Genomic DNA, 25,987 nt, shown 5'->3' on the forward strand with positions numbered 1-25,987 from the left:
GTCAGCCGTTCTCGACAGTCGAGGTGGGGTCCACGGTGCGTACACCGAAGTGGGCGAGCATCGCCGTACAGGAGCGGCAGGGCGCGGCGTAGCTGCCGTGCAGGGGGTCGCCGTCCTCGCGGATGCGTCGCGCGGTCAGTTTGGCGTGTTTGAGCGAGCGGCGTGCCTCGCCGTGGGTGAGGGGCTTGCGCTGGGCGCGTTTGGAGCGGGCCGTCTCGGTGGAGGTCAGGTGGCGGGAGAGCAGGATCGCCTCGGGGCAGCGTCCGGTGAACCGTTCGCGCTGCCCGCTGGTGAGGGTGTCCAGAAAGTCCTGAACGAGTGGGTGCAGGGTGGGCGGCCGGTCGCCGCGGCCCGCGGTGCAGGTGAGTGTTTCGCCGCGTACGGAGAGCGCGGCGCCGACGGTGGGGAGGATTCCGTCGCGGCGGAAGCGCAGTAACGGGGCGCGGGTGGGCTCGGTGCTGCTCCAGTTGAGGCGTGGGTCACCCTGCGTGGGCGTCGGTGCTGCGTACATGGCGCGTGTCTTCCCCTCCTGCAATCCCCCGAGTTGCTGGAACAGAGTGCCAAATGGGACGCCTCATGTGGAAGCGGGGTACTCAAACGGGGTGTCGGTGTGTCGGAACTATCGCCGGTGCGTCATCCGCTCGTGACAGTTGGTCACAGGCTGTGGCGGTGGGGGTATCGGGCCGGGTCATGGGCTTGTGGCAGCGCATAGGCTGTGCGGAATCAGCCAGCAGCCAGCGCAGGGGGCAACCGCCATGACGACAGGTCGGCTCGGGCAAGCCGCACCGCCGAACGCGGCGTACGCCGGGCAGGTCGTGCACTTCCCGGACCCGGTCCGCGCCTCCCGGCACCCCAGAGGGGTGCGGGTGGACGAACGCGGCTATCCGGACTTCTCGCCGTACGCCCGGGCGGCGGCGGAGATCGCCGATCCACCCGAGGGTTTCGGTGTGGACGAGCTGCGGCTGACGGACTACGTGTCGGCGAACGCGGCGCTTGCCGCGACCGGTCACGAGCTGTGGGACACGATTCCCTCGGTGGCGACTCCGCACGGCTGGACGTGGCACCACGTGGCGGGCGGCCGGCGGATGGAGCTGGTCCCGGTCGAGGTGAAGGCGTTGCTGCGTCATCACGGTGGGGTGGCGACGGCCGCGGTCGATCACGGCAAGCGTGGCACCCGTCCGCTTCAGGAGACCCGGCCGGCCCATTTCGGGGTGCCGAAGGGGCTGGTGTCGGTGACCGAGCAGCAACTGCTCGGGGTGGAGGAGGACCTGGGGTACCGCCTGCCGGGCGCGTACCGCTCCTTCCTGAAGGCGGCGGGCGGTTGTGCGCCGGTGGGCGCGGCTCTCGACGCGGAGCTTGGTCTCCTGGTGGACCAGCCGTTCTTCACGGTGCGCGACGAGGCGGGGGTCAACGATCTCGTCTACGTCAACAAGTGCCTGCGTGACCATCTGACCAAGGACTATCTGGGTGTCGCGTTCGTGCAGGGCGGGATCCTGGCGGTGAAGGTGAAGGGCGACCGGGTCGGGACGGTGTGGTTCTGCGCGTACGACGACGCGCGGGACACGGTCGATACGGCCGGGTGGAGCGTGGCCGAGCGGGTGGAGCGGCTGCTGTTGCCGTGCGGAGAGGACTTCGACGCGTTCCTGCAGCGGCTGGCGGGCAATCCGCCGGAGCTGGAGACGGTGGCGAACCTGATGGTGGACGGCGGCTTCGCGCGCGCCGTGTCCGTGGTCCCGGTGGGGGAGTGAACTGGCTGTGGTGACGTTCGCGCAGGCGCAGGAGCGCGCCGAGGAATGGATCAACGGTGATGTGCCGGCGTACCAGCACCGGGAGGTGCGGGTACGGGAGTTCGGTCTTGGTTTCGTCGTCTGGGCGGAGGACCGCGAGGAGGGCCCGACTTCGGACGGTGGCCGCCAGCGGCTGGTCATCGCCCGGGACAGCGGCGAGGCGACGCTGTGGCCGGGGCTGCCGGTGGGTGAGGTGATCCGGCGGTACGAGGAGGAGTACGGGGCGGTCGACGACGAGGCGGGTGCGGGTGCGTCGGCGCCCGCGCCGCCGGAGCGGGTGGATCTGAACGCGACGTCGTTCCTGCTGACTCCGCCGGAGTGGCTTCAGGACGCGGCGGACAAGCTGGGTCTGCCGCCGAAGGGTCCGAACGCGTCGCAGGCGGGCGGGAGTTCGTCGACACCGGAGTCGACGGGCGGCGGCGCACTGCCGCCCGTGGAGCCGGTTTCGGGTGACCCGGTTTCGGGTGACCCGGTTTCGGTGGGCTCGGTTTCGGCGGAGTCCGGGCGTGGCGAGCCGGTTTCGTCCGAGCCGGTTTCGGTGGAGTCTGGGCGTGCCGAGCCGGTTTCCGCCGTGGGCGGGAGCGCTGGCGCTGGCGCGGGCGTGCCGGGTGCGGTGGGTACGCCGGGCGGCGCGGGTGCTCCTGGCGCGCCCGGTGCGCCCGGGACCCCGCCCGGTGGTGTGCCGGCCGGCTCGGAGGGCCGGTCGGTCGACTACGAGCCGACGGCTTCCGAAGGGGTTCCGGCGAGGACGCCGTCGAGCAGCCCGTGGGCGGACGCCAACGCGAGCTCGGGCGGTGCCGACGGCTCCGTGCCGCTCCCCGCGACGGTCTTCGCGCCGCCGCTCTCGGGTGCGGACGACGAGGACACGCCGCTCCCGATCGTCGGCGCGGACGCTCCGACGGCCCTGATGTCGGGCGGAAGCGCGCTTCCGCCGACGGCGATCGCCCGGGCCCTCGACCGGAACGCCTCGCCGCCGCCCGGCGAGGGTGACCCGTTCGCGCCGCGCGGCCCGGGATCGGCCGGCGGCTCGGTGACCCCTGCCGGCCCTGGTTCGTCCGGTGGCCCGGGCGCTCCCGCGGCGCCGGGGGTTCCGGCCGCCCCGGTGGCGCCCGGTGGTCCCGGTGCGCCGTCGGCCCCGGGTGCTCCCGGCTCGTCCGGTGGCTACGGTGTGCCTTCGGCCCCGGGTGCTCCCGGCTCGTCCGGCGGCCATGGGCTTCCGTCGGCCCCGGGCGGCGGGGGCTCGATCGGCGGCCCAGCCGCGCCCGGCGCTCCTTCCGCGCCCGGTGCGCCGGCGGCCGCCGGTGGCCCGTCCGCGCCCGCCGCGCCCGCCAAGCCCGCCGCACCCGGTGGCACGCCCCCGCCTGGGATGCCCATGCCTCCGCCCGCGCCCCGGGGGCCCGGAGCCGGTGACATCGCCGACGCCGCGACCAGCAAGGCCGCGCTGCCTCCGCGCGGTGCGCGGGGTGGTGGCGGGAATCCTCCTCCGCCGCCTCAGGCGCCGGGGGTTCCCGGTGCGCCCGCGGGAGGTTACGTACCGACGCAGCTGGTGGCGCAGCTCGGGCCCGACGGGCCCCAGCCTCCCGGGCCTCCCGGGCCGCCCACGCCTCCGCAGCCCGTGCACCACGCCGCGACCATGCTCGCGCACCCGAACCAGGGCGGGCCCGGCGCGCCGCCGCCTCCGCCCGCGCCTCCGGGCGTGCCCGGCGGGTCCGACGGTGCCGGTGCCGGCGTCGCGCACGCGGCGACGATGCTCGCCCACCCCGGTCCCGGCGGCATCGCCCCGCCCGGACCTCCCGGCGCCCCCGGTGCTCCTGGCGCGCCCGGTGCGCCCGGGACCCCGCCCGGTGGTGTGCACCACGCGGCGACGATGCTGGCGCAGCCCGGTCCGGGCGGCCCGCCGGCTCCGCCGATGCCGCCGCCATCGGTGCCGGGCGCCCGCCCGGCGTACGGGTATCCGCAGCAGCCCACCGGTCAGCCGACCGTGGGACCCGGCTACCAGGCCGTGCTGCGCTACCGCGCGCCGGACGGTTCCGAGGCGCAGATCATCCGGCGGTCCGCCCCCGGCACCCCGCACCCCGAGTGGCAGATCCTGCACGAGCTGCGCGCCATGAACGTGCCGCCGCAGCAGGTTCTCGAACTGCACACGGAGCTGGAGTCCTGCGAACTGCCGGGCGGCTACTGCGCGCGGATGATCCGCGAGACCTGGCCGCAGGCGCGGATCACCAACATCGCGCCGTACGGCAAGGATCACGCGGGCCGTCAGCAGGGCATGCGGCAACTGCTTACCCATCAGGGCGAGTTGCATCAGGTGGCGGACGGCCCGGCCCGCCCGGCGCCGGTGCGTGCTCCGCTTCCTCAGGTGCAGCCGGCCCCGCCGATCCCCCCGGAGGGGATCGCGCAGGAGATGGGCGGCGCGTTCGGCCCCGGCATCTGCCGGTTCGACCAGCGGGCCGTGTCCCGCCAGGGTGTGCCGGAGGTCGTCGCGCTGACCCTCGTATGGGCGGGTCTGCCGGCCGACTTCGGTCCGTTCTTCTGGGCGCAGCCGGCCCAGCCGGTGGTGCCGACCCTGGCCGAGCTCGCGGCGCAGCGCCAGATCCAGCCGGCGTCGGACGCGGGGTCGTACCTCGTGATCGGTTCGGACTTCGGCCGGGCGATCTGTGTCCAGTACGGGACCGCGCACATCGTCGCCGTACCGGTCGAGGCCGGTCCGGGGGGTGGGCCGGTGCCGCCGCAGTTCGTGAACAGCGGGCTGCCGGAGTTCGCCCGCTCGATGGCGCTGCTCGGTCGGATGTGGCGGCTGCGGTTCGGGCTCAACCCGGAGCAGGCGGGCCGCTGGACGGTCGACTTCCAGGCGCAGTTGGCGATGCTGGACCCGGCTGCGCTGGCGTCGCCCGAGAACTGGTGGTCGGTGCTCCTGGAGCAGATGTGGGACGGACTGCTGTAGTCCGCGTGTGACGGAGGCGCCCGACGTGTACGACACGTCGGGCGCCTTTTGTCGTGCCTGATGACGCATCCTTGGCATTTGAGCCGTTACGGAAGGGGCGTCAGGGATGGGTTTCGCCGTCGGGCGGGGGCGCGGTTACCGCCCCGAGCAGGTCGACCGTCACCTCGCGGTGCTCTCCGGCGAACGCGACGCCGGGTGGGAGCGGGCGGCACGGCTGACGGTCCTCGCGAGGGAGATGGAGGCGGAGGCGGCCCGGCTGCGCGCGGAGGTGGAGGCGCTGGCGCCGCAGCGGTACGAGTCGCTGGGCGAGCGGGCGCGGATGATCCTCGAACTCGCGGAGGCGGAGGACGAGGGTCTCGTACGGGCGGCGGAGGAGGCGGCGCAGTCCTTCGCGGAGGCGGCGGAGGAGGCGGCGCGGGAGGCGGCGGAGTCGGCCCGGGCGTATGCCGACGCGGTACGGGGGGAGGCGGAGGCGGCGGCCGCGGGGACCCTCGGCAGGGCGGCCGCGGAGGCCGAGGCGGTGCGGTCGGCCGCCCGTGAGGAGGCGGCGGGGCGCCGGGCGGCGGCGCGGGAGGTGTTCGAGGACACGGCCCGCAGGGCGGCGGCGCTGCTGGAGGCCCAGCGGGCGGAGCAGACGTCGGTACGGGAGAGGACGGAGCACACGGCGGTGTCCCGTGCGGCCGAACTGGACGCCCGTCACGAGGAGCTGGTCGCCGCCGCCCGGTCGCGGCTGGCGGAGGCCGAACGCGCCCTCGTACGGACGGAGGAGCAGGCCCGCCACGGTCAGGAGGACGCGGAGGCGCGGGCGGCGGAGGTGCTGGCCGAGGCGCGGGCGCGGCGGGAGCGGATGGAGCGGGAGACGGAGCGGGTGCTGCGGGAGCACGAGGAGACGCGGGAGGAGATCCACGCGCACATGGAACACATCCGCACCTCGCTCGCGTCGCTCACCGGCCGCGGCTCCTCGTCCGGTACGGAGCCGGGGGACGGGAACGGGAACGGGGACGGCGGGGGGAGCGGGAGCGTGGACGGCGACGGGCCTCAGGCCGGCGACGGGCCTCAGGCCGACGGCTGACCGGAGTCCTGGTGCTCCTTGAGGACCGGGAAGCGGCGCGGGGCCAGGGTCAGCAGGACCAGCAGGGCGAGGGCGGCGGCGCCCGCCGCGCCCAGGTAGACGTAGTCGACGGCCGCGTCGACCGCGCGGCGCAGGGTGTCGTCGGCGTGGTCCAGGGCGTACGCGAGGCTGTCCAGGTCGGTGTCGGCGCCGAGGCGGGAGGCCAGGACGCCGTTGGCGATCGCGCCGAAGAGGGCGGCGCCGACGCTTTGGCCGACCTGGCGGCAGAAGAGGACGGAGGCGGTCGTCGTGCCGCGTTCCTCATACGGGACGGTCGACTGGACGCCGACGATCAGGGGGAGTTGGAAGAGGCCGAGCGCGCCGCCGAGGAGGAGCATCAGCAGGGCGGGCTGCCAGGGCTCGCCGGGGAAGGGGAGGAAGGGGAAGGCGAGCAGCACCAGCAGGGCGAGGGTGATGCCGACGACGGCGGTGAGGCGGAAGCCGATGCGGTTGTAGACGCGGTTGGAGAGGGCGGCGGTCACGGGCCAGCTGAGCGTCATCGCGGAGAGGACGAAGCCGGCGGCTATGGGGCCGAGTCCGAGGACGGCCTGGGCGTAGGTGGGCAGGAAGACGGTCGGGGCGACCATGAGCAGGCCGAGCGCGCCGAGGGCCAGGTTGACCGCGGAGATGGTGCGGCGGCGCCAGATCCAGCCGGGGATGATCGGGTCGGCGGCCCGGCGCTCCACGAGGACGGTGACTCCGGCGAGGGCGAGCGCGCCCGCGAACAGCCCGAGGGAGGGCGCGGAGAGCCAGGGCCAGGCGATGCCGCCCTGGACGAGGGCGGTGAGCAGCAGGGTCCCGGTCGCGAAGATGGCGACCGCACCCGCCCAGTCGACCGACACCTTCCGCGCCGGCTCCGGCTCGCCGGACACGGTTGCCTCCGTCGCCCGTGTCTGCCGCTCCGGTTCGATCAGGTACCGGGCGATGAGCCAGAGCGCCACCAGGCCGACGGGAAGGTTGATCAGGAAGATCCAGCGCCAGTCCGCGTATCCGGCGAGGAGGCCGCCGGCCGCCGGTCCGGCGACCGAGGCCGTCGCCCAGACCGAGGAGAGCTTCGCCTGGATCCTGGGGCGCTCCTTCAGCGGGTACAGGTCCGCCGCGATCGTCTGGATCGTGCCCTGGAGCGCGCCGCCGCCCAGGCCCTGCACGACCCGGAAGGCGATGAGCGAGCCCATGTTCCAGGCGGCCGCGCAGAGCAGGGAGCCGATGAGGAAGAGGATCGTTCCGGCGATCAGGACCGGCTTGCGGCCGAAGGTGTCGCAGAGCTTCCCGTAGACCGGCAGGGTGACCGTGACGGCGAGCAGATAGCCGGAGAAGAGCCAGGAGAAGACGGACAGGCCGCCGAGGTCGCCGACGATCTGCGGTACGGCGGTCGACACGACCGTGCCGTCGAGCGCGGCGAGTGCCATGCCGAGCATCAGGGCGGCGACGACCGGCCCCCGCCCACGGGGAGCCGTCGCCGGTGCCGCTGCCTGTCGCGTCGTCGTCCGTGACACCCGGCCACTCCATCCGATGGGTCGTACACCTAATTCCGTCGGCCCAGCCTCCCACTCGACCCACGGATGGAGAACCGTTTCTAAGAACTGAGCGGAAGTGGGTCCTGTCGCCAGGTCCCATGCTCAGCCGCGTACCCCGAACGGTGAGGGGCGCGCTGGTCTCCCGCGTTCTCTCCGCGCCCGGGCGGCGCGCATCGTGTGCGCGGTCCGGGAAAGCGGGGGCGGGGTTCCTCGCGCCCGAGGGCATCCGGTGGGGCCTGGGCGGTCCGATGCCCACGACGATCACTCCTGTCGTCGTGGGGCGGTGTCGCCCGTCGCCGGATCGGATGCCCTTGAGCACGCCTTCCGATCGCCACGGCGGCAGCGTCGTGGCGAGTGGTCTTGCGAGTCTTGCTGGTGAGGGGCTTCTGCCAGTGTTGGGCGCCCCACCGGCTGGTGTAGCTGGGATCGACGGCGATGACGGTGACGTTTGTGGCGTCGGCCATCGAGGCGAGGCGGGCGCGAAGCCGGCCCGTGGGGAGCCCCGAGATCAGCTGCCGGAATCGCTTACGCCTGCCGTGTTTCTCCCGGGTCTTCTCTGCATGGAAGTCCAGATCTTCGACCGCGATCGCGGCCACCCTGCAGGTCTTTGCCCAGTTCAGGAGCTGGGTGAGGGCGTGCCGGATCTGGGCGTCTCGATGCCGCGCGCCGCCGGAAAGGTCGTAGAGGAAGTGGCGTGGGTTTCCGATCGGGTTGCCGTGAACGTCGAGACGCCACGCGGCGAGGTGGTCGGTATTGGTGTCCACTCCGATCACACCGTGTGCGAGTGCCGCCTCCAGCGGGACCGCTGGGGTGGGCGTGAGCTGCCAGGAGGCGGTCAGGTACCAGCGGCCACGAGTCACATCCAGGTGGATGCGGTACGCGGTGGCCCTGTTCGCTTCGACTCGGTCTGCCCACTCCGTGCCTCGGTGCGCGTACCGCACGCGCGCCGCAAGCACGTAGCGGCCGTGAGGGGCGTTCGCCAGGCCTACCAGTGGCGCAGGCAGCTTGATCGATACTTCCCCCTCGGGTGTGACCCGGATGGTTTCGTTGCCGTACCGCTTCCCCGACTCCCCGTCGGCCTGGAGGAACCACCGTTGCGCTTCCCAACGTTCGCGCCACTGGGTCTCGGTGAGCTGTACATCAGCGAGGCGGTGGCGGGAGTTCAGTAGCCGCCTGCCTCCACGAGTCACCCGTACTCGGCCGGTCCGCCAGTCCGCGACCGCAGCTTCATGCCGGGCCTCCAGAAGAGCAAGCCGCCTGGACTTCGCATGCCACTCCCGCCGTGATCGGTAACCACCCGGCGTCCGCTTCGAGCCGCGCTGACCAAGCGGTAGGGACAGTCGATGCCGAAGCATCCCGACCCCCGCCTCAAGACCCTGGATGTACGTGGCCTGGCAGCGCCGCGCCAGCCCCCACTGGTCATGCGATGCCTTCGTCACCGTCCCCGCCCACCGGGACGACGAGAGCACCGTCACCGCACGCTTCCTCGCCGCCCACTTCTCGCCGGAGTGCTTCGAACCATCTGCGCAACGCGCCTTGAGGTCACGGGAGGCGAGGCGTCCCATGTGTGAGCCGATCAGCCGCAGAACCTCCGCGTCATTCGCGGTCAGACCCTTGAGCCGGTCGCGAACAGCCACACCCGACGGTCTGGGGACGACGAAGGGCGCGGCTGCATCCCGCAGGCCCGAAATCGACCGCACCCCATCCGCTCGCACCGCAACCCCCTTGGGTCTTCGTGTCGAACGGGTCAACGAATCGACAGGGGAAAGGTCACCAGTCCCTCTCTCGAATGTCTGATCGCTCCTACCGGTGGTCTGGAGAGGTCCATCCCTGCGCCGAGACCCCTAGGGGGCCCCTCCCCCATAAGGGGCAGGGGCTGTTCGTCCCGGCGGAGGAGGAGATGGGCGGTGCCCGTCTTTACCTTGGTCTTACGGAAAACCCCAGGGCGAAGAGTGCGACTGGCACCAGTGATTCCCTGCCCCCCTTCTCGCAGACTCGGACACGAGTCGGATCCGTACCAGACATAGGAGACATACCGTGACTTCGGCTGTGACCATCCCCCAGCACGGGGAGACCGGAGGACGTACGGCCGTGGCCGCGCGGGCGCGGCAGGTCGTCAAGGCGTACGGAGCCGGCGAGACCCGGGTCGTCGCGCTCGACCACGTCGACGTGGACATCGCGCGGGGGCAGTTCACCGCGATCATGGGGCCCTCGGGTTCCGGCAAGTCCACGCTGATGCACTGCCTCGCCGGGCTCGACACCGTCACCAGCGGTCAGATCCACCTGGACGACACCGAGATCACCGGGCTGAAGGACAAGCGGCTCACCCAGCTGCGCCGCGACCGGATCGGCTTCATCTTCCAGGCGTTCAACCTGCTGCCGACCCTCAACGCGCTCGAGAACATCACGCTCCCGATGGACATCGCCGGCCGCAAGCCGGACCGGCAGTGGCTCGACCGCGTCGTGGCGACGGTCGGGCTCGCGGACCGTCTCGGCCACCGCCCCACGCAGCTGTCCGGCGGTCAGCAGCAGCGCGTCGCCGTGGCCCGTGCGCTGGCCGCCCGGCCCGAGATCATCTTCGGTGACGAGCCGACCGGCAACCTCGACTCCCGCGCAGGCGCCGAGGTCCTCGGCTTCCTGCGGCAGTCCGTGGACGAGCTGGGGCAGACCATCGTCATGGTCACCCACGACCCGGTCGCCGCCAGCTACGCGGACCGCGTCCTCTACCTCGCGGACGGCCGGATCGTCGACGAGATGTTCCGGCCCACCGCCGACGCCGTCCTCGACCGCATGAAGGACTTCGACGCGCGCGGGCGGACGTCATGACCGTCCTGAAGACCTCCCTGCGCAACTTCTTCGCGCACAAGGGCCGCATGGCGCTCTCCGCCGTCGCCGTCCTGCTGTCCGTGGCGTTCGTGAGCGGCACGCTCGTCTTCACGGACACCATGAACACCACCTTCGACAAGCTCTTCGCCGCGACGGCCGCCGATGTCACCGTCAGCCCCAAAGGCGCGGCGACCGGCGAGGAGACCCCGCAGAGCGGCCGCCCCGAGACCCTGCCGGCCTCGGTCGTCGAGAAGGTCGCCGGGGCCGAGGGCGTCAAGTCCGCCGAGGGCAAGGTCATCTCGCTCAGCGTGACCGTCGCCGACGCCGACAACAACAACCTCGGATCCTCCACCGGCGCACCGACCATCGCGGTCAACTGGAGCCCCAGGGAACTGCGTTCCATGGAGATCACCTCCGGTCACGCCCCGCGCGGGCCCACCGAGGCACTCCTGGACGCCGGTACGGCCGAGAAGCACAAGCTGAAGATCGGTGACGAGCTGCGGACGATCGCCGTGACCGGCGACTTCACCACCCGTATCTCCGGCATCGCGTCCTTCAAGGTCACCAACCCCGGCGCCACCGTCGTCTACTTCGACACCGCCACTGCGCAGCGTGAACTCCTGGGCAAGCCCGGCCTGTTCACCAACATCGAGGTGACGGCCGCGTCCGGCGTCAGCCATGACCTGCTCAAGAAGAACGTCGCCGCGGAGCTCGGCGGCGGCTACAAGCTCCTCACCCAGGCCGAGTCCGCCGACGAGGGCGCCAAGGACGTCGAGGGCTTCCTGAAGCCGATGAAGTACGCGATGCTCGGCTTCGCCGGGATCGCCTTCCTCGTCGGCATCTTCCTCATCGTCAACACCTTCTCCATGCTGGTCGCCCAGCGCACCCGCGAGATCGGTCTGATGCGGGCGATCGGCTCCAGCCGCAAGCAGGTGAACCGTTCCGTCCTCGTCGAGGCGCTGCTCCTCGGCGTCGTCGGCTCGATCGCGGGCGTCGCGGCCGGTGTCGGAGTGGCCGTCGGGCTGATGAAGCTGATGTCCGCGATGGGCATGGAGCTGTCCACAGGGGACCTGACGGTGAAGTGGACGACCCCGGTCGTCGGTGTCGTCCTCGGTGTCGTCGTCACCGTCCTCGCCGCGTACATCCCCGCCCGCCGGGCCGGGAAGGTCTCCCCGATGGCCGCCCTGCGCGACGCCGGCACCCCGGCCGACGGCAGGGCCGGCCGGATCCGGGGCGGGCTCGGCCTGCTGCTCACCCTGGGCGGCGCGGCCGCGCTGTGGACGGCCACGCGGGCGGAGGAGGCCGGCCCCGGGTCCCTGTGGCTGGGCCTCGGCATCGTCCTCTCCCTCGTCGGCTTCATCGTCGTCGGACCGCTGCTCGCGGGCGGTGTCGTGCGGGTCCTCGGCGCCGTCGTCCTGAGGGTCTTCGGCCCGGTCGGGCGGATGGCCGAGCGCAACGCGCTGCGCAACCCGCGCCGTACGGGAGCGACCGGCGCCGCCCTGATGATCGGGCTCGCGCTGGTGGCCTGTCTGTCGGTGGTCGGCTCGTCGATGGTCGCCTCGGCGACGGAGGAGCTGGACCGCTCGGTCGGCGCGGACTTCATCGTGCAGTCCGCCACCGGGCAGCCGATCATGCCGCAGGCCCAGGCGGCCCTGGAGAAGACGCCGGGCCTGGACCACGTGACCGCGTACACGTGGGTCGAAACGAAGATCACCGACCCGGCCGGCAAGACGGTGGACGAGGGGCTCGTCGCCGCCGAACCGTCGTACGCCGAGGACGTACGGCGCGAGACGACGGCCGGTGAGCTCTCCGCCGCGTACGGGGCGAACGCGATGTCCGTGGGCAGCGACTACGCCGCCGAGCACGGCGTGAAGGTCGGCGACGAGCTGACCGTCGCCTTCAAGGGCGGCCGGAGCGCGAAGCTGAAGGTCGCGGCGATTACCTCGGACGAGGGCAACATCGACAAGGGCGTGATGTACACCAACATCACCACGGCGAGCCGGTACCTGGCGGCCGAGAAGATGCCCCAGAGCATGATCATGTTCGCGACGGCGGTGGACGGCAAGGAGGCCGAGGCGTACGAGGCGCTGAAGGGCTCGCTCGCCGCCTACCCGCAGTACAAGGTGCAGAACCAGGCCGACTACAAGCAGGATCTGAAGGACCAGGTCGGCCAGCTGCTCAACATCGTGTACGGGCTCCTCGCGCTGGCGATCATCGTCGCCGTGCTCGGTGTGGTGAACACGCTCGCGCTGTCGGTGGTCGAGCGGACCCGGGAGATCGGCCTGATGCGCGCCATCGGTCTCTCGCGCCGCCAGCTGCGGCGGATGATCCGGCTGGAGTCGGTGGTCATCGCCCTCTTCGGAGCGCTGCTCGGCCTGGCCCTGGGCATGGGCTGGGGCACGGCGGCCCAGAAGCTCCTGGCCCTGGAGGGCCTCGGGGTCCTGGAGATCCCCTGGCCGACGATCCTGACGGTCTTCGTCGCCTCGGCCTTCGTGGGCCTGTTCGCCGCCCTGGTCCCGGCGTTCCGTGCGGGCCGGATGAACGTCCTGAACGCGATCGCGACCGAGTAGCTCCGGGGCGGTCCCGATACCGAGGGGGCCACGGGGGTGCCCCCACGGGCTGTGAGGCCCCGGCCGACGTCCACGCGACGCCGACCGGGGCCTCCACCCGTGCGAGCCCGTCCGTCCGTCTGGGAGCGCCACCCGTACCTGCCGGCTCGGCCGCCCGCCCCTTCCGGCCCTCCCGTCTCACCCGACCCGCCCGGCCGCACGGGTTTTCGCACGCGGGTGTCGGTGGACCGTCGTACGCTGGAAGCCCCCGGCCCGTTCGACGTGTCGGGCTGTTCGCGTTGCCCTCTCCCGGGATGGAAGTCCATGAGCCTGCACGGTCTGCTCGACCTCGTCGTCAAGGACGCGGCCCTCGCCGAAGCGGTCAAGGCCGCGTCCGACGGACGCCGCACGCATGTGGACCTGGTCGGGCCCGCGGCCGCGCGGCCCTTCGCCGTGGCCGCGCTCGCGCGGGACGCCGGGCGGCCCGTGCTCGCCGTCACGGCGACCGGGCGGGAGGCCGAGGACCTGGCCGCGGCCCTGCGCAGCCTCATCGACCCGGACACGGTCGTCGACTACCCGTCCTGGGAGACGCTGCCGCACGAGCGGCTCTCGCCCCGCTCGGACACGGTCGGCCGCCGCCTCGCCGTGCTGCGCCGCCTCACCCACCCGGCCTCCGACGACCCGGCCGCCGGCCCGGTCTCCGTCGTCGTCGCGCCCGTGCGGTCCGTGCTCCAGCCGCAGGTCAAGGGTCTCGGCGACCTGGAGCCCGTGGCCCTGCGCACCGGCCAGACCGCGGACCTGAACGAGATCGTGGAGGGCCTCGCGGCCGCCGCGTACTCCCGTGTGGAGCTGGTCGAGAAGCGCGGCGAGTTCGCCGTACGCGGCGGCATCCTGGACGTCTTCCCGCCGACCGAGGAGCATCCGCTCCGGATCGAGTTCTGGGGCGACGACGTCGAGGAGATCCGTTACTTCAAGGTCGCCGACCAGCGCTCCCTGGAGGTCGCCGAGCACGGCCTGTGGGCCCCGCCCTGCCGCGAGCTGCTCCTCACCGACGAGGTGAAGCGGCGCGCCGCCGTCCTCGCGGAGGCCCACCCCGAGCTGGGTGAGCTGCTCGGCAAGATCGCCGAGGGGATCGCCGTCGAGGGCATGGAGTCCCTCGCCCCCGTCCTGGTCGACGACATGGAGCTGCTGCTCGACGTCATGCCGAAGGGCTCGATGGCCGTCGTGTGCGACCCCGAGCGGGTCCGTACGCGCGCCGCCGACCTCGTCGCGACGTCGCAGGAGTTCCTCCAGGCGTCCTGGGCGGCCACGGCCGGTGGCGGCGAGGCCCCCATCGACGTCGGCGCGGCCTCCCTGCGTGGGATCGCGGACGTACGGGACCGGGCGCGCGAGCTCGACATGATGTGGTGGTCGGTCTCCCCCTTCGCGGCGGACGAGACACCCGACTCCGACACGGTGAAGCTGGGCATGCACGCGCCGGAGACGTACCGCGGCGACACCGCCCGCGCGCTCGCCGACACCAAGGGCTGGCTGGCCGACGGCTGGCGCACGGTCTACGTCACGGAGGCGCACGGCCCGGCGACCCGCACGGTCGAGGTGCTCGGCGGCGAGGGCATCGCGGCCCGTCTCGACGCGGATCTGGCCGAGATCGCCCCGTCCGTCGTCCATGTGGCGACCGGCTCCATCGACTTCGGTTTCGTCGACCCGGCCCTCAAGCTCGCCGTCCTCACCGAGACCGACCTGTCCGGGCAGAAGGCGGCCGGCAAGGACGGCCAGCGGATGCCGGCCAAGCGGCGCAAGACGATCGACCCGCTGACCCTGGAGGTCGGCGACTACATCGTGCACGAGCAGCACGGCGTCGGCCGGTACATCGAGATGGTCCAGCGGACCGTCCAGGGCGCGACCCGCGAGTACCTCCTGGTGGAGTACGCCCCGGCCAAGCGCGGCCAGCCCGGCGACCGCCTCTACATCCCCACCGACCAGCTGGAGCAGGTCACGAAGTACGTGGGCGGCGAGGCGCCGACGCTGCACCGGTTGGGCGGCGCGGACTGGACGAAGACGAAGGCGCGCGCCAAGAAGGCCGTCAAGGAGATCGCCGCCGACCTGATCAAGCTGTACTCGGCGCGGATGGCGGCCCCCGGCCACGCCTTCGGCCCCGACACCCCCTGGCAGCGGGAGCTGGAGGACGCGTTCCCGTACGTGGAGACGCCCGACCAGCTGTCCACCATCGCCGAGGTGAAGGAGGACATGGAGAAGACGGTCCCGATGGACCGGCTGATCTGCGGTGACGTCGGCTACGGCAAGACGGAGATCGCGGTCCGCGCCGCCTTCAAGGCCGTCCAGGACGGCAAGCAGGTCGCCGTCCTCGTACCGACCACGCTCCTCGTCCAGCAGCACTTCGGCACGTTCTCGGAGCGGTACTCCCAGTTCCCCGTCGCCACCCGCGCGCTCTCCCGCTTCCAGACGGAGACCGAGTCGAAGGCGACGCTGGAGGGGCTGCGGGACGGCTCGGTCGACATCGTCATCGGCACGCACCGGCTCTTCTCCTCCGAGACCAAGTTCAAGGACCTGGGCCTGGTCATCGTGGACGAGGAGCAGCGCTTCGGCGTCGAGCACAAGGAGCAGCTGAAGAAGCTCCGCGCCAACGTCGACGTCCTGACGATGTCCGCCACCCCCATCCCCCGTACGCTCGAAATGGCCGTGACCGGCATCCGCGAGATGTCGACGATCACCACCCCGCCGGAGGAGCGGCACCCGGTCCTGACCTTCGTCGGGCCGTACGAGGAGAAGCAGATCGGCGCGGCCGTCCGCCGCGAACTGCTGCGCGAGGGCCAGGTCTTCTACATCCACAACCGCGTCGAGTCGATCGACCGGGCGGCGGCGCGGCTGCGGGAGATCGTGCCGGAGGCGCGGATCGCGACCGCGCACGGCCAGATGTCGGAGTCGGCCCTGGAGCAGGTCGTGGTCGACTTCTGGGAGAAGAAGTTCGACGTCCTCGTCTCGACGACGATCGTCGAGTCGGGCATCGACATCTCCAACGCCAACACGCTGATCGTGGAGCGCGGCGACAACTTCGGGTTGTCGCAGCTGCACCAGCTGCGCGGCCGTGTGGGCCGTGGGCGCGAGCGGGGTTACGCGTACTTCCTGTACCCGCCGGAGAAGCCGCTGACCGAGACCGCGCACGAGCGGCTGGCGACGATCGCCCAGCACACGGAGATGGGCGCGGGCATGTACGTGGCGATGAAGGACCTGGAGATCCGCGGCGCGGGCAATCTGCTCGGCGGCGAGCAGTCCGGTCACATCGCGGGCGTCGGCTTCGACCTGTACGTACGGATGGTGGGCGAGGCGGTCGCCGACTACCGGGCCTCTCTGGAGGGCGGTGTCGAGGAGGAGCCGCCGCTGGAGGTCAAGATCGAGCTGCCGGTCGACGCGCACGTCCCGCACGACTACGCGCCGGGCGAGCGGCTGCGCCTCCAGGCGTACCGCGCGATCGCCTCCGCCAACACGGAGGAGGACATCAAGGCGGTACGGGAGGAGCTCACCGACCGCTACGGCAAGCTGCCGGAGCCGGTGGAGAACCTGCTCCTGGTCGCCGGTCTGCGAATGCTGGCCCGCGCGTGCGGGGTCGGGGAGATCGTCCTGCAGGGTCCGAACATCCGCTTCGCGCCGGTGGAGTTGCGGGAGTCGCAGGAGCTGCGGCTCAAGCGTCTCTACCCGCGTACGGTCGTCAAGCCGGCCGTCCACCAGATCCTGGTGCCGCGCCCGACGAGCGGGAAGATCGGCGGAAAGCCGGTGGTGGGCCGCGAACTGCTGGCGTGGACGGGCGAGTTCCTGACGACGATCCTGGGGTCGTAGAGGGCCTCGCGGCCGCTCGGGGGCGGTCGGTCCGGGTCCGCCGGGGGTCGCGCTGGGGCGTCCGGGTCGGCCGGGTCGGTCCGGGGCCGGGCTGGGGCCCGGGTCGGTCCGGGGCCGGTCGTGGCCGGGCTGGGGCCCGGGTCGGTCCGGGGCCGGTCGTGGCCGGCCCCGGATCCGTGTCCTACAGGCTCCGTGTCCTACAGCGCGTCGAGGTCGAGCGCCTCGGCCATCGCCCTGTACCCGGCGTCGCCCGGGTGCAGGTGGTCGCCGGAGTCGTAGGCGGGGAGGATGCGGTCCGGGTCGGCCGGGTCGGCGACGGCGCGGTCGAAGTCGACCACGGCGTCGTAGGCGCCGGAGGTGCGGACCCAGTGGTTGAAGGCGTCCCGCTTGGCCTCGACGGCCGGGGTGTCGTAGAAGGAGCCCTCGACCGGGGTCAGCGTCGCGCCGACGACCTTGATGCCCTTGGCGTGGGCCTGGCGGATCAGTGAGCGGTGGCCCTGGACGAGCTGCTCGACCGAGACCTCGGGGGTGGGGGCGACGACGCCGTTCGCGAGGCTGCCGCCGAAGTCGTTGATGCCTTCGAGGAGGATGACCGTCCGCACGCCGGGTTCGCTGAGAACGTCCTTCTTGAAGCGCTCGATGCCCTTCTCGCCCGCCCAGGTCGTGTCGTTGGTGACCTGGTTGCCGCCGATGCCGTGGTTGAGGACGCTCCGCGGCTTCCCCGCGGCGGCGAGGCGCTCGGCCAGCTCGTCGGGGTAGCGGTTGTTCGCGTCCGGTACCGAGCCGACGCCGTCGGTGATGGAGTCGCCGAACGTCACGATGCCGTCCCGGCGGGCTTGGGCGCCGCCGCTCACCTCGACGCCGGTGAGGTAGTACCAGGACTCGCTGCTCTCCGTGAAGGCGGTCCCGTCGCGGTCGGAGCGGTGGTCGCCGTCCGCGCGGTAGCTGGTGGCGGAGGCGAAGTGGTGGAAGGTGGCCGGTCCGGTGGGCGCGGCCAGGTAGAGGGTGACCGTCACCGACTCCAGCGCCTTCACCGGGAACGGTACGCCGTCGCTCAGGGCCGTTCCGCCTGCGGGAATCGTGACCGAGCGCCCCTTGCCGAAGGACAGCTGCCGGACGGAACCGGCCTTCACCGAGGCGCCCTTGTCCGTGCGGGCCACGGTCGCGCCGGTGATCCGCAGGGGGGTCGTGCCGTGGCGGTTGGAGAGTTCGATCCGGGCCTTGGTGCCGCCGGTGGTGACCCGGACGACCTGGCGGACGGTGTGGTTCGAGAAGCCCTGCTGGGACCAGTTGGGGCCCAGGGGGGCGGTCGGGGCGTGGGGCGAGGTGGCCCAGGCGCCGCGCCATGTGCCGTGGTCGGGCCGGTGCTCCGATGCCACGGAGCTGCCGGCGAGGGGGAGCGCCGTCAGGGCGGCGGCTGTCATGGCGGCGACGGCGGCGCGGCGTAAGGCGGTCGTGGTCGTGGGCGTGGGCGTGGTCGTGATGGTCATGCCTGTGGTCAATCGGAGCTGGACTCCGGTTATTCCGTGGGTCGTTCGTCTCCTGGCGGTGACGTGGCCTCGGCCGCGAACAGCAGGCCGGCGAGCGTGCGGAAGACCTCTTCGGGGTTCCGGTCGCCGACCGGCCCCACCAGGTTGTGGCTGAGCAGCAGCGTCGCGAAACCGTGGGCGAGGGACCAGGCCGCGACGCCCGCGAGGCGCGGGTCGGGCCCCCGGCCGTCGACGGAGGCGACCCCCGCGCGGAGCCGGTCCCCGGCCCGTTCCTTGGCGGCGAGCAGCTCCGGGTCGTCGGGCCGGTGCAGGTCCGGCTGGAACATCACCTGGAAGTGCGCCGGGTGTTCGGTGGCGAAACGTACGTAACGCACTCCCGCGTCCTTCAGGTCCTCCGCCTCGCCGAGCGCCTCCGCGAGCAGGTCGAAGCCCTCGGCCGCGACGGCGGTCAGAAGGCCCGCGCGGTCCTTGAAGTGATGGGCCGGCGCCGCGTGCGAGACCCCCGCGCGACGCGCGAGGTCGCGCAGGCTCAGCGCGGACGGGCCGTCGGTGGAGATGACGTCCACGGCGGCGGTGAGTACCGCCTGCCGCAGGTCACCGTGGTGATAGGTGCGCCCACTGCTCATGGACAGCAGCCTACGCGGAATCTAGGCATTGACAAGTTCGTGGGACTGGGAGCAATCTAGTCGGTGTCAAGATGACTGTCGGTGAAGGAGGCGGAGATGAACACGGACATGAGCGTGGAGGCCCCGGGGGCCGTGGAGCCCGGCCGCGTACGGCAGATGTGGCACCTGATCGAGCCCCTGCACGCGCTCGTCTACTACGCCCCCGAGGCCTTCGACGAGGCCCGCGCGCTCGGCTACGACGTCACGGAGCGCTGGCCCTCGTACTTCGCCTGGCGCGCCGCGCCCCTCGGCCCGGCCGGGGCCGAGCGGATCGCCTCGGCGTTCTACAGCTTCAGCCCGGAGATGGTGGCCCGGTACGTGCCCGGGATCTGGCGGACGGCCGCCCCCGCCGACGTCCTCGCCGCGCGGCTGCGCGCCGTCGACCGCACCTACCGCTCGGTGTTCGGCAAGGCGGAGAGCGGGGGCGGGGTGGCCGGGGACGGCCTGGCCGGGGGCGACGGGGGTGATGGGGGCGATGGAGGCCGTCGCGGGCCGGAGCTCGTCGGGGGCCCGGGGATCGCCGAGGCGGCCGTGCTCGCGCGGCGCGCCGCCGAGGCCGCCGTGACGGCCGGGCGGCCGCTCGCCGCCGCCCATGCCGAGCTGCCCTGGCCCGACGCGCCGCACCTGGTCCTCTGGCAGGCCGCGACGATCCTGCGCGAGCACCGCGGCGACGGCCATCTCGCGGCGCTCCTGGCCGCCGGGCTCGACCCGGTCGAGTCCCTGGTCTCCTTCGCGGCCGTCGGGGCGGCCTCCGAGGCGACCTTCGCCAGTCGTGGCTGGAGCGAGGCCGACTGGTCCGCCGCCCGCGCCCGGCTGGCCGCCCGTGGCCTCCTCGACGCCGGTGACGGCACGGCCACCGAGGCCGGCCGTGCCCTGCGGGCGGAGGTGGAACGGCGTACGGACGAACTGGCCGCCGCCCCCTGGGCCGCCCTCGGCCCGGACTCCACGGCCCGCCTCGCCGAACTCCTCGGCGAGCCCTGGCTCGCCGCCCTCGGCTCAGGTCTGCTGCCGACCGAGAACACCCTGGGAATCGGCAAGGTCTGAGACCGGACGCCGGAACCCGGCTCGGCGGTGGGGCGGGCGACGGCTCGGCGGGGGCCATGTCCGAAGCCACCGCGGCCGTGCGGACCGTGTCCGAAGCCACCGCGGCCGTGGGGGCGGCGCCCCCACGGCCGTGGGGGGCGCCCGAACGCAGCGCGGCCGTGGGACGCGCGCGCGGCGCACCCCACGGCCGGAGCTGTGTGGCGGAGTCGTCAGGGTGTCGGGGGCTGGTCCTGTCCCCGCTGCTTGTCGATGTACTCCTGTGCCTTCTGCTGGCCCTGGTCGACCTTGCCGGCGTGCTTGCCGCCGGTCTTCTGGTCGAGCATGTCGCCGCTGCGTTCGACACCCTGCTGGGCCTTGTCCGGGTGCTGGCCCATCATGCCCTTGAGCTTGTCCATGATCCCCATGATGTGAGCGACTCCTTTGAAAGGGGATAAACCGCTCATTCGACGCTACGCGCCCCCTGTCGATTCCGCGCGTCGGGCGGCTTAGTGGTCTGGACCACGCGGGGTCTGGCTAGGATCCCCGCGTGCCCAGCTACCGCAGGACCTCCGCCCTCGCCGCCGCCCTCGCCTCCGCGGTCCTCATAACCTCCGGCTGTACGACGGTCCCTGACGGCTCCGCGTCCGAGGGCGCGCCCGGTGCGCGAGGCTCCGCGCTCGCCGCCGTGGACACGCTCACCGTCAAGGGCCGCGCACCCAAGTCCGGCTACGAACGGGAGAAGTTCGGCCGGGCCTGGGCCGATGTCGACGGCAACGGCTGCGGGACCCGCGACGACATCCTCAAGCGCGACCTCGCGGACGTCCGCTTCAAGGACGACCGCTGCAAGGTCGCCACCGGGGTCCTCGCCGACGACCCGTACACAGGCGACCGCGTCGACTTCGTACGAGGCCGCAGCAAGGTCGACATCGACCATCTCGTCGCGCTCTCCGACGCCTGGCAGAAGGGTGCGCAGAAGTGGGACGCGGAGAAGCGGCGCCGGTTCGCCAACGATCCGCTCAACCTGCTCGCCGTCGACTCCTCCGCCAACCGCCGCAAGTCCGACGGGGACGCGGCGACCTGGCTGCCGCCGAACAAGGCGTACCGCTGCACGTACGTCGCCGCGCAGGTCGCCGTGAAGAAGAAGTACGGGGTCTGGGTCACCCGGGGCGAGCGCGACGCGATGAAGCGGGTCCTCGGCGGCTGCCCGGACCAGAAGCTGCCGTAAATCATTTCCTCACCTGCGCGAACAGTCGTTAGCCTCCGCTCCCATGGAGCTGAACATAACGACCCTCGCGGAGCGCCCCGAACTCGAAGGCGCGATGTGGGCGATGAAGGACCTCTGGCCGGAGTTCACGGTCAACGACCCGGTGGGCTGGTCCCACTACGGCCGGATCGTCGCGGAACTGCCGGAGTACGTCCTCGTCGCCACCGACCCCGCGGGCACGGTCGTCGCCCGTGCGCTCAGCGTCCCCTTCCAGCTCCATGCCGAGGGCCGGGGCGAACTGCCCGCGACCGGCTGGGACCAGGTGCTCCTCTGGGCGTTCTCCGACCGGCGTCACGGGCGCGTGCCCGACACGGTCAGCGCGATCGAGGTCACCGTGGACACGAGCGCGCTCGGCAAGGGGATCTCGGCGAAGATGCTCGGCGCCATGCGGGACAACGCCCGTCGGCTCGGCTTCTCGGAGGTCGTCGCCCCCGTCCGCCCCAACGGCAAGCACCTGGAGGCCGCGTCCTCCATCCACGAGTACGCCTTCCGTACGCGTGAGGCGGACGGACTGCCCCACGACCCGTGGCTGCGCGTCCACGTCCGGGCGGGCGCCACGGTGGAGGCGGTGGCCCCGGCCTCGATGACGGTCGGCGCATCCGTGGAGCAGTGGCGCGCCTGGACCGGGCTGCCGTTCGACACGGACGGCCCGGTGGAGGTCGAGGGCGCGCTGGTCCCGGTGCACTGCGAGGCCTCCCGCGGCTACGCCGTCTACGTCGAACCGAACGTCTGGGTCCGCCACCGACTGTGAACCGCGGCCCGATTGCGCCCCCTTGACCCCTTGTGAACCCGCGGGCTGACTGTGAACCGCGGGCCGCCTGTGAAACGCGCCCCCGGGAACCCGCGGGCCGCCCGTGAACCGCCCCCGTCCGTGAACGGCGTGAAGGGTGTGACGGCCCCCGCGGCCCTCACACCCTCGTCGTTTCCGCCCGTGCCGTCAGCCGGTCTTCTCCTCGTCCACGACGTCCTTCTTCGCCGGCACCTTCGCCTCGACCGGCTTGCCGTAGTCGGTGAACGTCATCGTCCCCGGCTCCTCGCCGCCCGCCGATACGATCTTCAGGATGTACGGCTCGCCCTCCGTCGCCACGTAGACGGTCGTCGTCTCGCCGCCGGCCTTCTCCGTGAGCGTCAGCGCCTTCCTGCCGCCCACGGTCGTCTCCTTGCCCTTGACCGCGAAGGCGGTTCCCGCCTCGAATTCGCCGAGGAGGGCCGTCAGGTCGCAGAGTTCGAGGTTGTCCTTGGCGTCCGGGTCCGTCACCGGCGTCTTCACCCAGCGACCCTTGAGCTCCTTGAGGACCGCCTCCTGGACCTCGGCCGGCTCGCCCTCGGCCTGTGCCCGCAGGAACGCCTCGTCGAAGCGGAGGTAGACGTCCTTGTCGTCGGCCTTGATCAGTTCGGCCGTGCCCGTCGTGCCGACCGTCAGGGTGCCGGCGCACTTTCCGCGGGTGTCCATCGCCAGGTAGGCCTTCATCGGCCCGTCGGTCGTCTTCGTGGCGAGGTCGAGGGTCAGGGAGTCGGCCTTCTTCGTCGCGGTGATCGCCCTGTCGGCTATCTGGGTCCCGCTCAGGTCCCCGAAGGGCCCGGAGGCCTTGGCGTCGTCGGAGAAGGGCCCGCAGGCGGTGGCGCCGAGTGCGACGACGGCGCAGAGCGCGGAGGCCAGGGCCGTGCGGCGGGTTCGGGTGTGGCGGGCGGCAGTCATGGTGGGTTCTCCGGGGTGGGGCGGGGGTCACGGGCGTACGAAGAGGTGGGGGTGGGGGCGGGGCGGGGGGAGGGTCAGCCGACCTTCAGCTCCCACTGGGAGGCCTCGTGCTCCAGGCCGGGGCTGACCTCGACGGAGAGGTTCTTCGCGTCCTTGGGGGTGTCGAAGGCGAAGACGACCGTCGACTTCTTGCCGGGCAGGATCGTGCCGCTGAAGCCCGTGCCGACCTTCTCGTCGAAGACCTGCTCGGCGGTCACGCCGTCCTTGCCCGCGCGGGCGGTCAGCGTCGCGAGCGTGGCGTCGAACTTCTCCTTGCCGCCGTTCTCGATGACCACGGTCACCTGGTACGCCTTGTTGCCCTCGGTGTGGCCGGCGGCGAACTCGCTGGGCTTGTACGCCTTCGCCTCCGAGACCGTGACCTTCAGGTCGTCGTAGATCGCGGTGTCACCGGCCGCGAGGCCCTTGCCGACGTCCCCCTTGGCGGCGCCCCCCTTGTCCGTGCCGCCCGACGGATCCTTCGGCGCGGCCTCCTCGACCGCGTCGACCACGTCGCTCACGACCGTGTAGGTGATCACCGCGCCCACCACCGAGAGGACCAGGGCCGCGAGGCCGAGGACCACGCCGGTCGTCGTCACGCCCTTGTTGTTCGCCTCGCCCCGCTTCACCCGGCCCCGGCCCACCAGGCCGAGGATCAGCGCGATCAGGCCCAGGAGGCCGGCCAGCCAGAAGAAGAGCGGGATGACACCGGCGACCGTGCCGATGATGCCGAGGGTGAGGGCCGCGGTGCCGAGCCCGTTGCGCATGGCCACGTGCGGCGCCTGCGGGGTCTGGGTGTCGTACGACATGGGTGGTGTCCTCCGGACATGACGCGTCGATGGTTGATCAGGGCCCTCGCAGACCCCGTGGAGCGATGGATCAATAACAGCAGAGGCTGTGAACCGAGTCAACACGGTTCACGGAAATTGAATCGGCTCACGCTGTGAAGGGGTGGGGCTTGCGTTCATCGGTAGGATCGGCGCCACAGCACGGGACACGGGGATGACGTGCGGGAAACCAAGAGGAGGCAGCCAGGTGCCGGAGCACGCAGCAGAGGTGACCGCGGCCGGGATCGCCCGGCTCGCCGGAGTCGGCCGGGCCGCCGTGAGCAACTGGCGCCGCCGCCACGCCGACTTCCCCCGCCCCGTCGGCGGCACGGAGACCAGCCCCTCCTTCGCCCTCGCCGACGTCGAGCGCTGGCTCCGGGCCCAGGGCAAGCTCGCGGAGGTACCCCTGCGGGAGCGCGTCTGGCAGCAGATCGCCGGCCATCCGGCGGGCGCCGTCACCGCCCTCGTCCAGGCCGGCTGCGCCCTGCTGCTCGTACGGGACCGCTCCACCGCCTGGCCGAAGCTCGCCGCCGTCTCGGACGAGCGCCTCGCCGAGACCCTGCCGGTCGCCCTGGAAGAGGTCCTCACCGAACGCTTCGGCGCCGAGAGGGCCGTGCGTACCCCCACCGCGGGCGAACTGGCCCCCGCCGTGCCCCTGCTGCGGGGGGCCGCCGAACTCGCCGCGGAGACCGGGGCCCGCCAGGCCTTCGAGTTCCTGCTCGGCCGTCACCTCGACGCCAACCCGCGCCAGTACACGCTGACCCCGCCCGGCCCCGCCGCCCTGATGGCCGCCCTCGCCGCCCCCGGCGCGGGCCCCCGCCCCACCGTCCTCGACCCCGCCTCAGGCACCGGCACCCTGCTCCGCGCCGTCGACCACCCCGGCGCCCTGCACGGCCAGGACGCCGACCCCGACCTGGCCGCGCTCACCGCGCTGCGTCTCGCCCTCGCCTCCGACGCCGACGTCCGCGTACGGACCGGCGACAGCCTGCGCGCCGACGCCTTCCCGCACCTCACGGCGGACACCGTGCTCTGCCACCCGCCGTTCAACGAGCGCAACTGGGGCCACGACGAACTGGCCTACGACCCCCGCTGGGAGTACGGCTTCCCGGCCCGTACGGAATCCGAACTGGCCTGGGTCCAGCACGCCCTGGCACGGCTCCGCCCCGGCGGCACCGCCGTCCTGCTCATGCCTCCCGCCGCCGCCTCCCGCCGGTCCGGCCGCCGCATCCGCGCCGACCTCCTGCGCAGGGGCGCGCTGCGGGCCGTGGTCGCCCTGCCCGCCGGGGCGGCCCCGCCGTACGGCATCCCGCTCCACCTGTGGGTGCTGCGCAAGCCGGCCCCCGGCGTCACCCCCTCCCCGGAACTCCTCGTCGTCGACACCACCGCCGACCACACCGGCGCCGCGGGCCGCGACAAGCTCGACTGGCAGGCGGTCCACACCGCCGTACTGGACGCGTGGCTGCCCTTCGACAGGAACGGCACCGTCACCGAGACCCCCGGCGCGAGCCGGGCCGTGCCCGTCATCGAACTCCTCGACGACGACGTCGACCTGGCTCCCGCCCGCCATCTGCCGCCCCCGGCCGCGGGCGGCGGCGCCGGCGAACTCCTCGCGGTCCGCGACCGGCTGGCCGAGACCCTGGGCCGTACGGTCGCCCTCACGCCGCCCCCCGCCCTGCCCGCCGACACCGCCGCCGACCCGGCCGCGGCCGCCCGGCCCACCGGCGTGACCGTCGGCGAACTGGCCCGTACCGGCGCCCTCGAACTGCGTGCGGGCGGCACCGGCACCCTCTCCTTCCCCGCACCCGGAAGTCCCGTCCGAGTCCTTACGGAGAACGACGTCTTCGCCGCCCAGCCGCCCTCCGGCTCCCTCCCCGACGGCGTGCCCGAGGAGCCCGTCCTCCTCGCCGAAGGCGATGTGGTCGTCCCCGTCCTCGGCGGCGGCTCCCTCGCCCGGGTCGTCGACGCCGCCACCGCCGGCGCCGCCCTCGGCCGCAACCTCCAGCTCCTGCGCCCCGACCCGGCCGCGCTCGACCCCTGGTTCCTGGCCGGCTTCCTCCGCGGCACCGCCAACACCCGCCAGGCCAGCAGCTACGCCTCCACCGCCACCCGGCTCGACGTCCGCCGTCTCCAGCTCCCGAGGCTGCCGCTCACCGAACAGCAGCGGTACGGAGAGCGGTTCAGGGCACTCGCCGAGTTCGAGGGCGCCCTGCGGCTCGCCGGGCGGCTCGGCGAACAGCTGGTGCAGGGGCTGTACGACGGTCTCGCGGACGGAACGGTGGCGCCCTGATCGGTCCGGCAACGGTTCGGTACAACCCTGGGGCCGTTGTCGCTGTCGGTGTATACGCTCGTCTTCGCAACCGACCCCAGTGCCCAGGAGCAGGAATGTACGGCCAC

18 protein-coding genes are annotated in these 25,987 nt (G+C 72.6%); 10 read left to right on the plus strand and 8 right to left on the minus strand.

What is annotated here, in order from left to right:
* Position 1: 1 nt before the first annotated feature.
* Positions 2 to 511: a YwqJ-related putative deaminase gene (locus M5362_RS25505; protein WP_260230083.1), complete on the minus strand. Its 510-nt coding sequence runs from the start codon at positions 509 to 511 to the stop codon at positions 2 to 4.
* Positions 512 to 755: 244 nt separating this feature from the next.
* Here M5362_RS25505 and M5362_RS25510 point away from each other — a divergent pair, with 244 nt between their 5' ends.
* From M5362_RS25510 to M5362_RS25520, 3 genes are all read left to right on the plus strand, one after another.
* Positions 756 to 1,748, plus strand: coding sequence for an SMI1/KNR4 family protein (locus tag M5362_RS25510; protein ID WP_260230084.1), 993 nt, complete (start codon positions 756 to 758; stop codon positions 1,746 to 1,748).
* Positions 1,749 to 1,755: 7 nt separating this feature from the next.
* A complete protein-coding gene (locus M5362_RS25515; protein WP_260230085.1) occupies positions 1,756 to 4,731 on the plus strand; it encodes an SUKH-4 family immunity protein in 2,976 nt (991 codons plus the stop codon).
* Positions 4,732 to 4,837: 106 nt separating this feature from the next.
* Positions 4,838 to 5,803, plus strand: coding sequence for a cellulose-binding protein (locus tag M5362_RS25520; protein WP_260230086.1), 966 nt, complete (start codon positions 4,838 to 4,840; stop codon positions 5,801 to 5,803).
* On the opposite strand, the gene M5362_RS25525 is transcribed toward M5362_RS25520, so the two are convergent.
* Both M5362_RS25525 and M5362_RS25530 read right to left on the minus strand, forming a co-directional pair.
* Positions 5,788 to 7,338, minus strand: a complete 1,551-nt coding sequence (locus M5362_RS25525; RefSeq protein ID WP_260230087.1) for an MFS transporter — start codon at positions 7,336 to 7,338, stop codon at positions 5,788 to 5,790. The two genes, M5362_RS25520 and M5362_RS25525, sit on opposite strands and share 16 nt — an antisense overlap.
* An 80-nt stretch (positions 7,339 to 7,418) precedes the next feature.
* Positions 7,419 to 8,996 (minus strand): IS200/IS605 family accessory protein TnpB-related protein, encoded by a 1,578-nt coding sequence (locus M5362_RS25530; protein ID WP_374214524.1) that lies wholly within the window; start codon positions 8,994 to 8,996, stop codon positions 7,419 to 7,421.
* A 400-nt stretch (positions 8,997 to 9,396) separates the two neighbouring features.
* Here M5362_RS25530 and M5362_RS25535 point away from each other — a divergent pair, with 400 nt between their 5' ends.
* The 3 genes from M5362_RS25535 (at position 9,397) to mfd (ending at position 16,589) form a co-directional block, all read left to right on the plus strand.
* Positions 9,397 to 10,185, plus strand: a complete 789-nt coding sequence (locus M5362_RS25535) for an ABC transporter ATP-binding protein (RefSeq protein WP_260230088.1) — start codon at positions 9,397 to 9,399, stop codon at positions 10,183 to 10,185.
* On the plus strand, positions 10,182 to 12,755 hold the full coding sequence (locus M5362_RS25540; RefSeq protein WP_260230089.1) for an ABC transporter permease: 2,574 nt from the start codon (positions 10,182 to 10,184) through the stop codon (positions 12,753 to 12,755). The genes M5362_RS25535 and M5362_RS25540 overlap by 4 nt, the downstream gene beginning before the upstream one ends.
* A gap of 303 nt (positions 12,756 to 13,058) precedes the next feature.
* Entirely contained in the window at positions 13,059 to 16,589 is a 3,531-nt protein-coding gene (gene mfd, locus M5362_RS25545) for a transcription-repair coupling factor (protein WP_260230090.1), read from the plus strand.
* A 197-nt stretch (positions 16,590 to 16,786) separates the two neighbouring features.
* On the opposite strand, the gene M5362_RS25550 is transcribed toward mfd, so the two are convergent.
* Both M5362_RS25550 and M5362_RS25555 read right to left on the minus strand, forming a co-directional pair.
* On the minus strand, positions 16,787 to 18,079 hold the full coding sequence (locus tag M5362_RS25550; protein ID WP_260230091.1) for an SGNH/GDSL hydrolase family protein: 1,293 nt from the start codon (positions 18,077 to 18,079) through the stop codon (positions 16,787 to 16,789).
* A 29-nt stretch (positions 18,080 to 18,108) separates the two neighbouring features.
* A complete protein-coding gene (locus M5362_RS25555; protein ID WP_260230092.1) occupies positions 18,109 to 18,705 on the minus strand; it encodes a TetR/AcrR family transcriptional regulator in 597 nt (198 codons plus the stop codon).
* A 96-nt stretch (positions 18,706 to 18,801) separates the two neighbouring features.
* On the opposite strand from M5362_RS25555, the gene M5362_RS25560 reads away from it, so the two are divergent.
* Positions 18,802 to 19,788 carry a hypothetical protein gene (locus M5362_RS25560; protein ID WP_260230093.1) on the plus strand — a complete coding sequence of 329 codons (987 nt, stop codon included), beginning with the start codon at positions 18,802 to 18,804 and terminating at the stop codon, positions 19,786 to 19,788.
* A 209-nt stretch (positions 19,789 to 19,997) separates the two neighbouring features.
* Here the strand turns inward: M5362_RS25560 and M5362_RS25565 are convergent, their stop codons facing one another.
* Positions 19,998 to 20,192, minus strand: a complete 195-nt coding sequence (locus tag M5362_RS25565; protein WP_260230094.1) for an antitoxin — start codon at positions 20,190 to 20,192, stop codon at positions 19,998 to 20,000.
* 122 nt (positions 20,193 to 20,314) lie between these two features.
* Between M5362_RS25565 and M5362_RS25570 the strand changes: the two genes are divergently transcribed.
* Together M5362_RS25570 and M5362_RS25575 are read left to right on the plus strand one after the other, a co-directional pair.
* Complete coding sequence (locus tag M5362_RS25570) at positions 20,315 to 20,992, plus strand: HNH endonuclease family protein (protein WP_374214525.1); 678 nt, start codon at positions 20,315 to 20,317, stop codon at positions 20,990 to 20,992.
* Between the two features lie 43 nt (positions 20,993 to 21,035).
* Positions 21,036 to 21,782 (plus strand): N-acetyltransferase, encoded by a 747-nt coding sequence (locus tag M5362_RS25575; RefSeq protein WP_260230095.1) that lies wholly within the window; start codon positions 21,036 to 21,038, stop codon positions 21,780 to 21,782.
* A 186-nt stretch (positions 21,783 to 21,968) separates the two neighbouring features.
* Here M5362_RS25575 and M5362_RS25580 read toward each other — a convergent pair whose 3' ends face one another.
* Both M5362_RS25580 and M5362_RS25585 read right to left on the minus strand, forming a co-directional pair.
* Positions 21,969 to 22,730, minus strand: coding sequence for a hypothetical protein (locus M5362_RS25580; RefSeq protein ID WP_260230096.1), 762 nt, complete (start codon positions 22,728 to 22,730; stop codon positions 21,969 to 21,971).
* A gap of 74 nt (positions 22,731 to 22,804) precedes the next feature.
* Positions 22,805 to 23,575, minus strand: coding sequence for a DUF4352 domain-containing protein (locus M5362_RS25585; protein WP_260230097.1), 771 nt, complete (start codon positions 23,573 to 23,575; stop codon positions 22,805 to 22,807).
* Positions 23,576 to 23,768: 193 nt separating this feature from the next.
* On the opposite strand from M5362_RS25585, the gene M5362_RS25590 reads away from it, so the two are divergent.
* Entirely contained in the window at positions 23,769 to 25,880 is a 2,112-nt protein-coding gene (locus tag M5362_RS25590; RefSeq protein ID WP_261366405.1) for an N-6 DNA methylase, read from the plus strand.
* Positions 25,881 to 25,987 lie beyond the last annotated feature (107 nt).

The sequence above is a fragment of the Streptomyces sp. Je 1-79 genome, assembly GCF_025195125.1.
In the GTDB taxonomy this organism is placed as follows: domain Bacteria; phylum Actinomycetota; class Actinomycetes; order Streptomycetales; family Streptomycetaceae; genus Streptomyces.

Bases quoted from the DNA above. Each gene is read 5' to 3' on its own strand.
- M5362_RS25520 (WP_260230086.1), top strand. From the start codon at position 4,838: ATGGGTTTCGCCGTCGGGCGGGGGCGCGGTTACCGCCCCGAGCAGGTC.
- M5362_RS25560 (WP_260230093.1), top strand. From the start codon at position 18,802: ATGAACACGGACATGAGCGTGGAGGCCCCGGGGGCCGTGGAGCCCGGC.
- M5362_RS25590 (WP_261366405.1), top strand. From the start codon at position 23,769: ATGACGTGCGGGAAACCAAGAGGAGGCAGCCAGGTGCCGGAGCACGCA.
- M5362_RS25510 (WP_260230084.1), top strand. From the start codon at position 756: ATGACGACAGGTCGGCTCGGGCAAGCCGCACCGCCGAACGCGGCGTAC.
- M5362_RS25505 (WP_260230083.1), bottom strand. From the start codon at position 511: ATGTACGCAGCACCGACGCCCACGCAGGGTGACCCACGCCTCAACTGG.
- M5362_RS25575 (WP_260230095.1), top strand. From the start codon at position 21,036: ATGGAGCTGAACATAACGACCCTCGCGGAGCGCCCCGAACTCGAAGGC.
- M5362_RS25585 (WP_260230097.1), bottom strand. From the start codon at position 23,575: ATGTCGTACGACACCCAGACCCCGCAGGCGCCGCACGTGGCCATGCGC.
- M5362_RS25540 (WP_260230089.1), top strand. From the start codon at position 10,182: ATGACCGTCCTGAAGACCTCCCTGCGCAACTTCTTCGCGCACAAGGGC.
- M5362_RS25550 (WP_260230091.1), bottom strand. From the start codon at position 18,079: ATGACCATCACGACCACGCCCACGCCCACGACCACGACCGCCTTACGC.
- M5362_RS25580 (WP_260230096.1), bottom strand. From the start codon at position 22,730: ATGACTGCCGCCCGCCACACCCGAACCCGCCGCACGGCCCTGGCCTCC.
- M5362_RS25555 (WP_260230092.1), bottom strand. From the start codon at position 18,705: ATGAGCAGTGGGCGCACCTATCACCACGGTGACCTGCGGCAGGCGGTA.
- mfd (WP_260230090.1), top strand. From the start codon at position 13,059: ATGAGCCTGCACGGTCTGCTCGACCTCGTCGTCAAGGACGCGGCCCTC.
- M5362_RS25565 (WP_260230094.1), bottom strand. From the start codon at position 20,192: ATGGGGATCATGGACAAGCTCAAGGGCATGATGGGCCAGCACCCGGAC.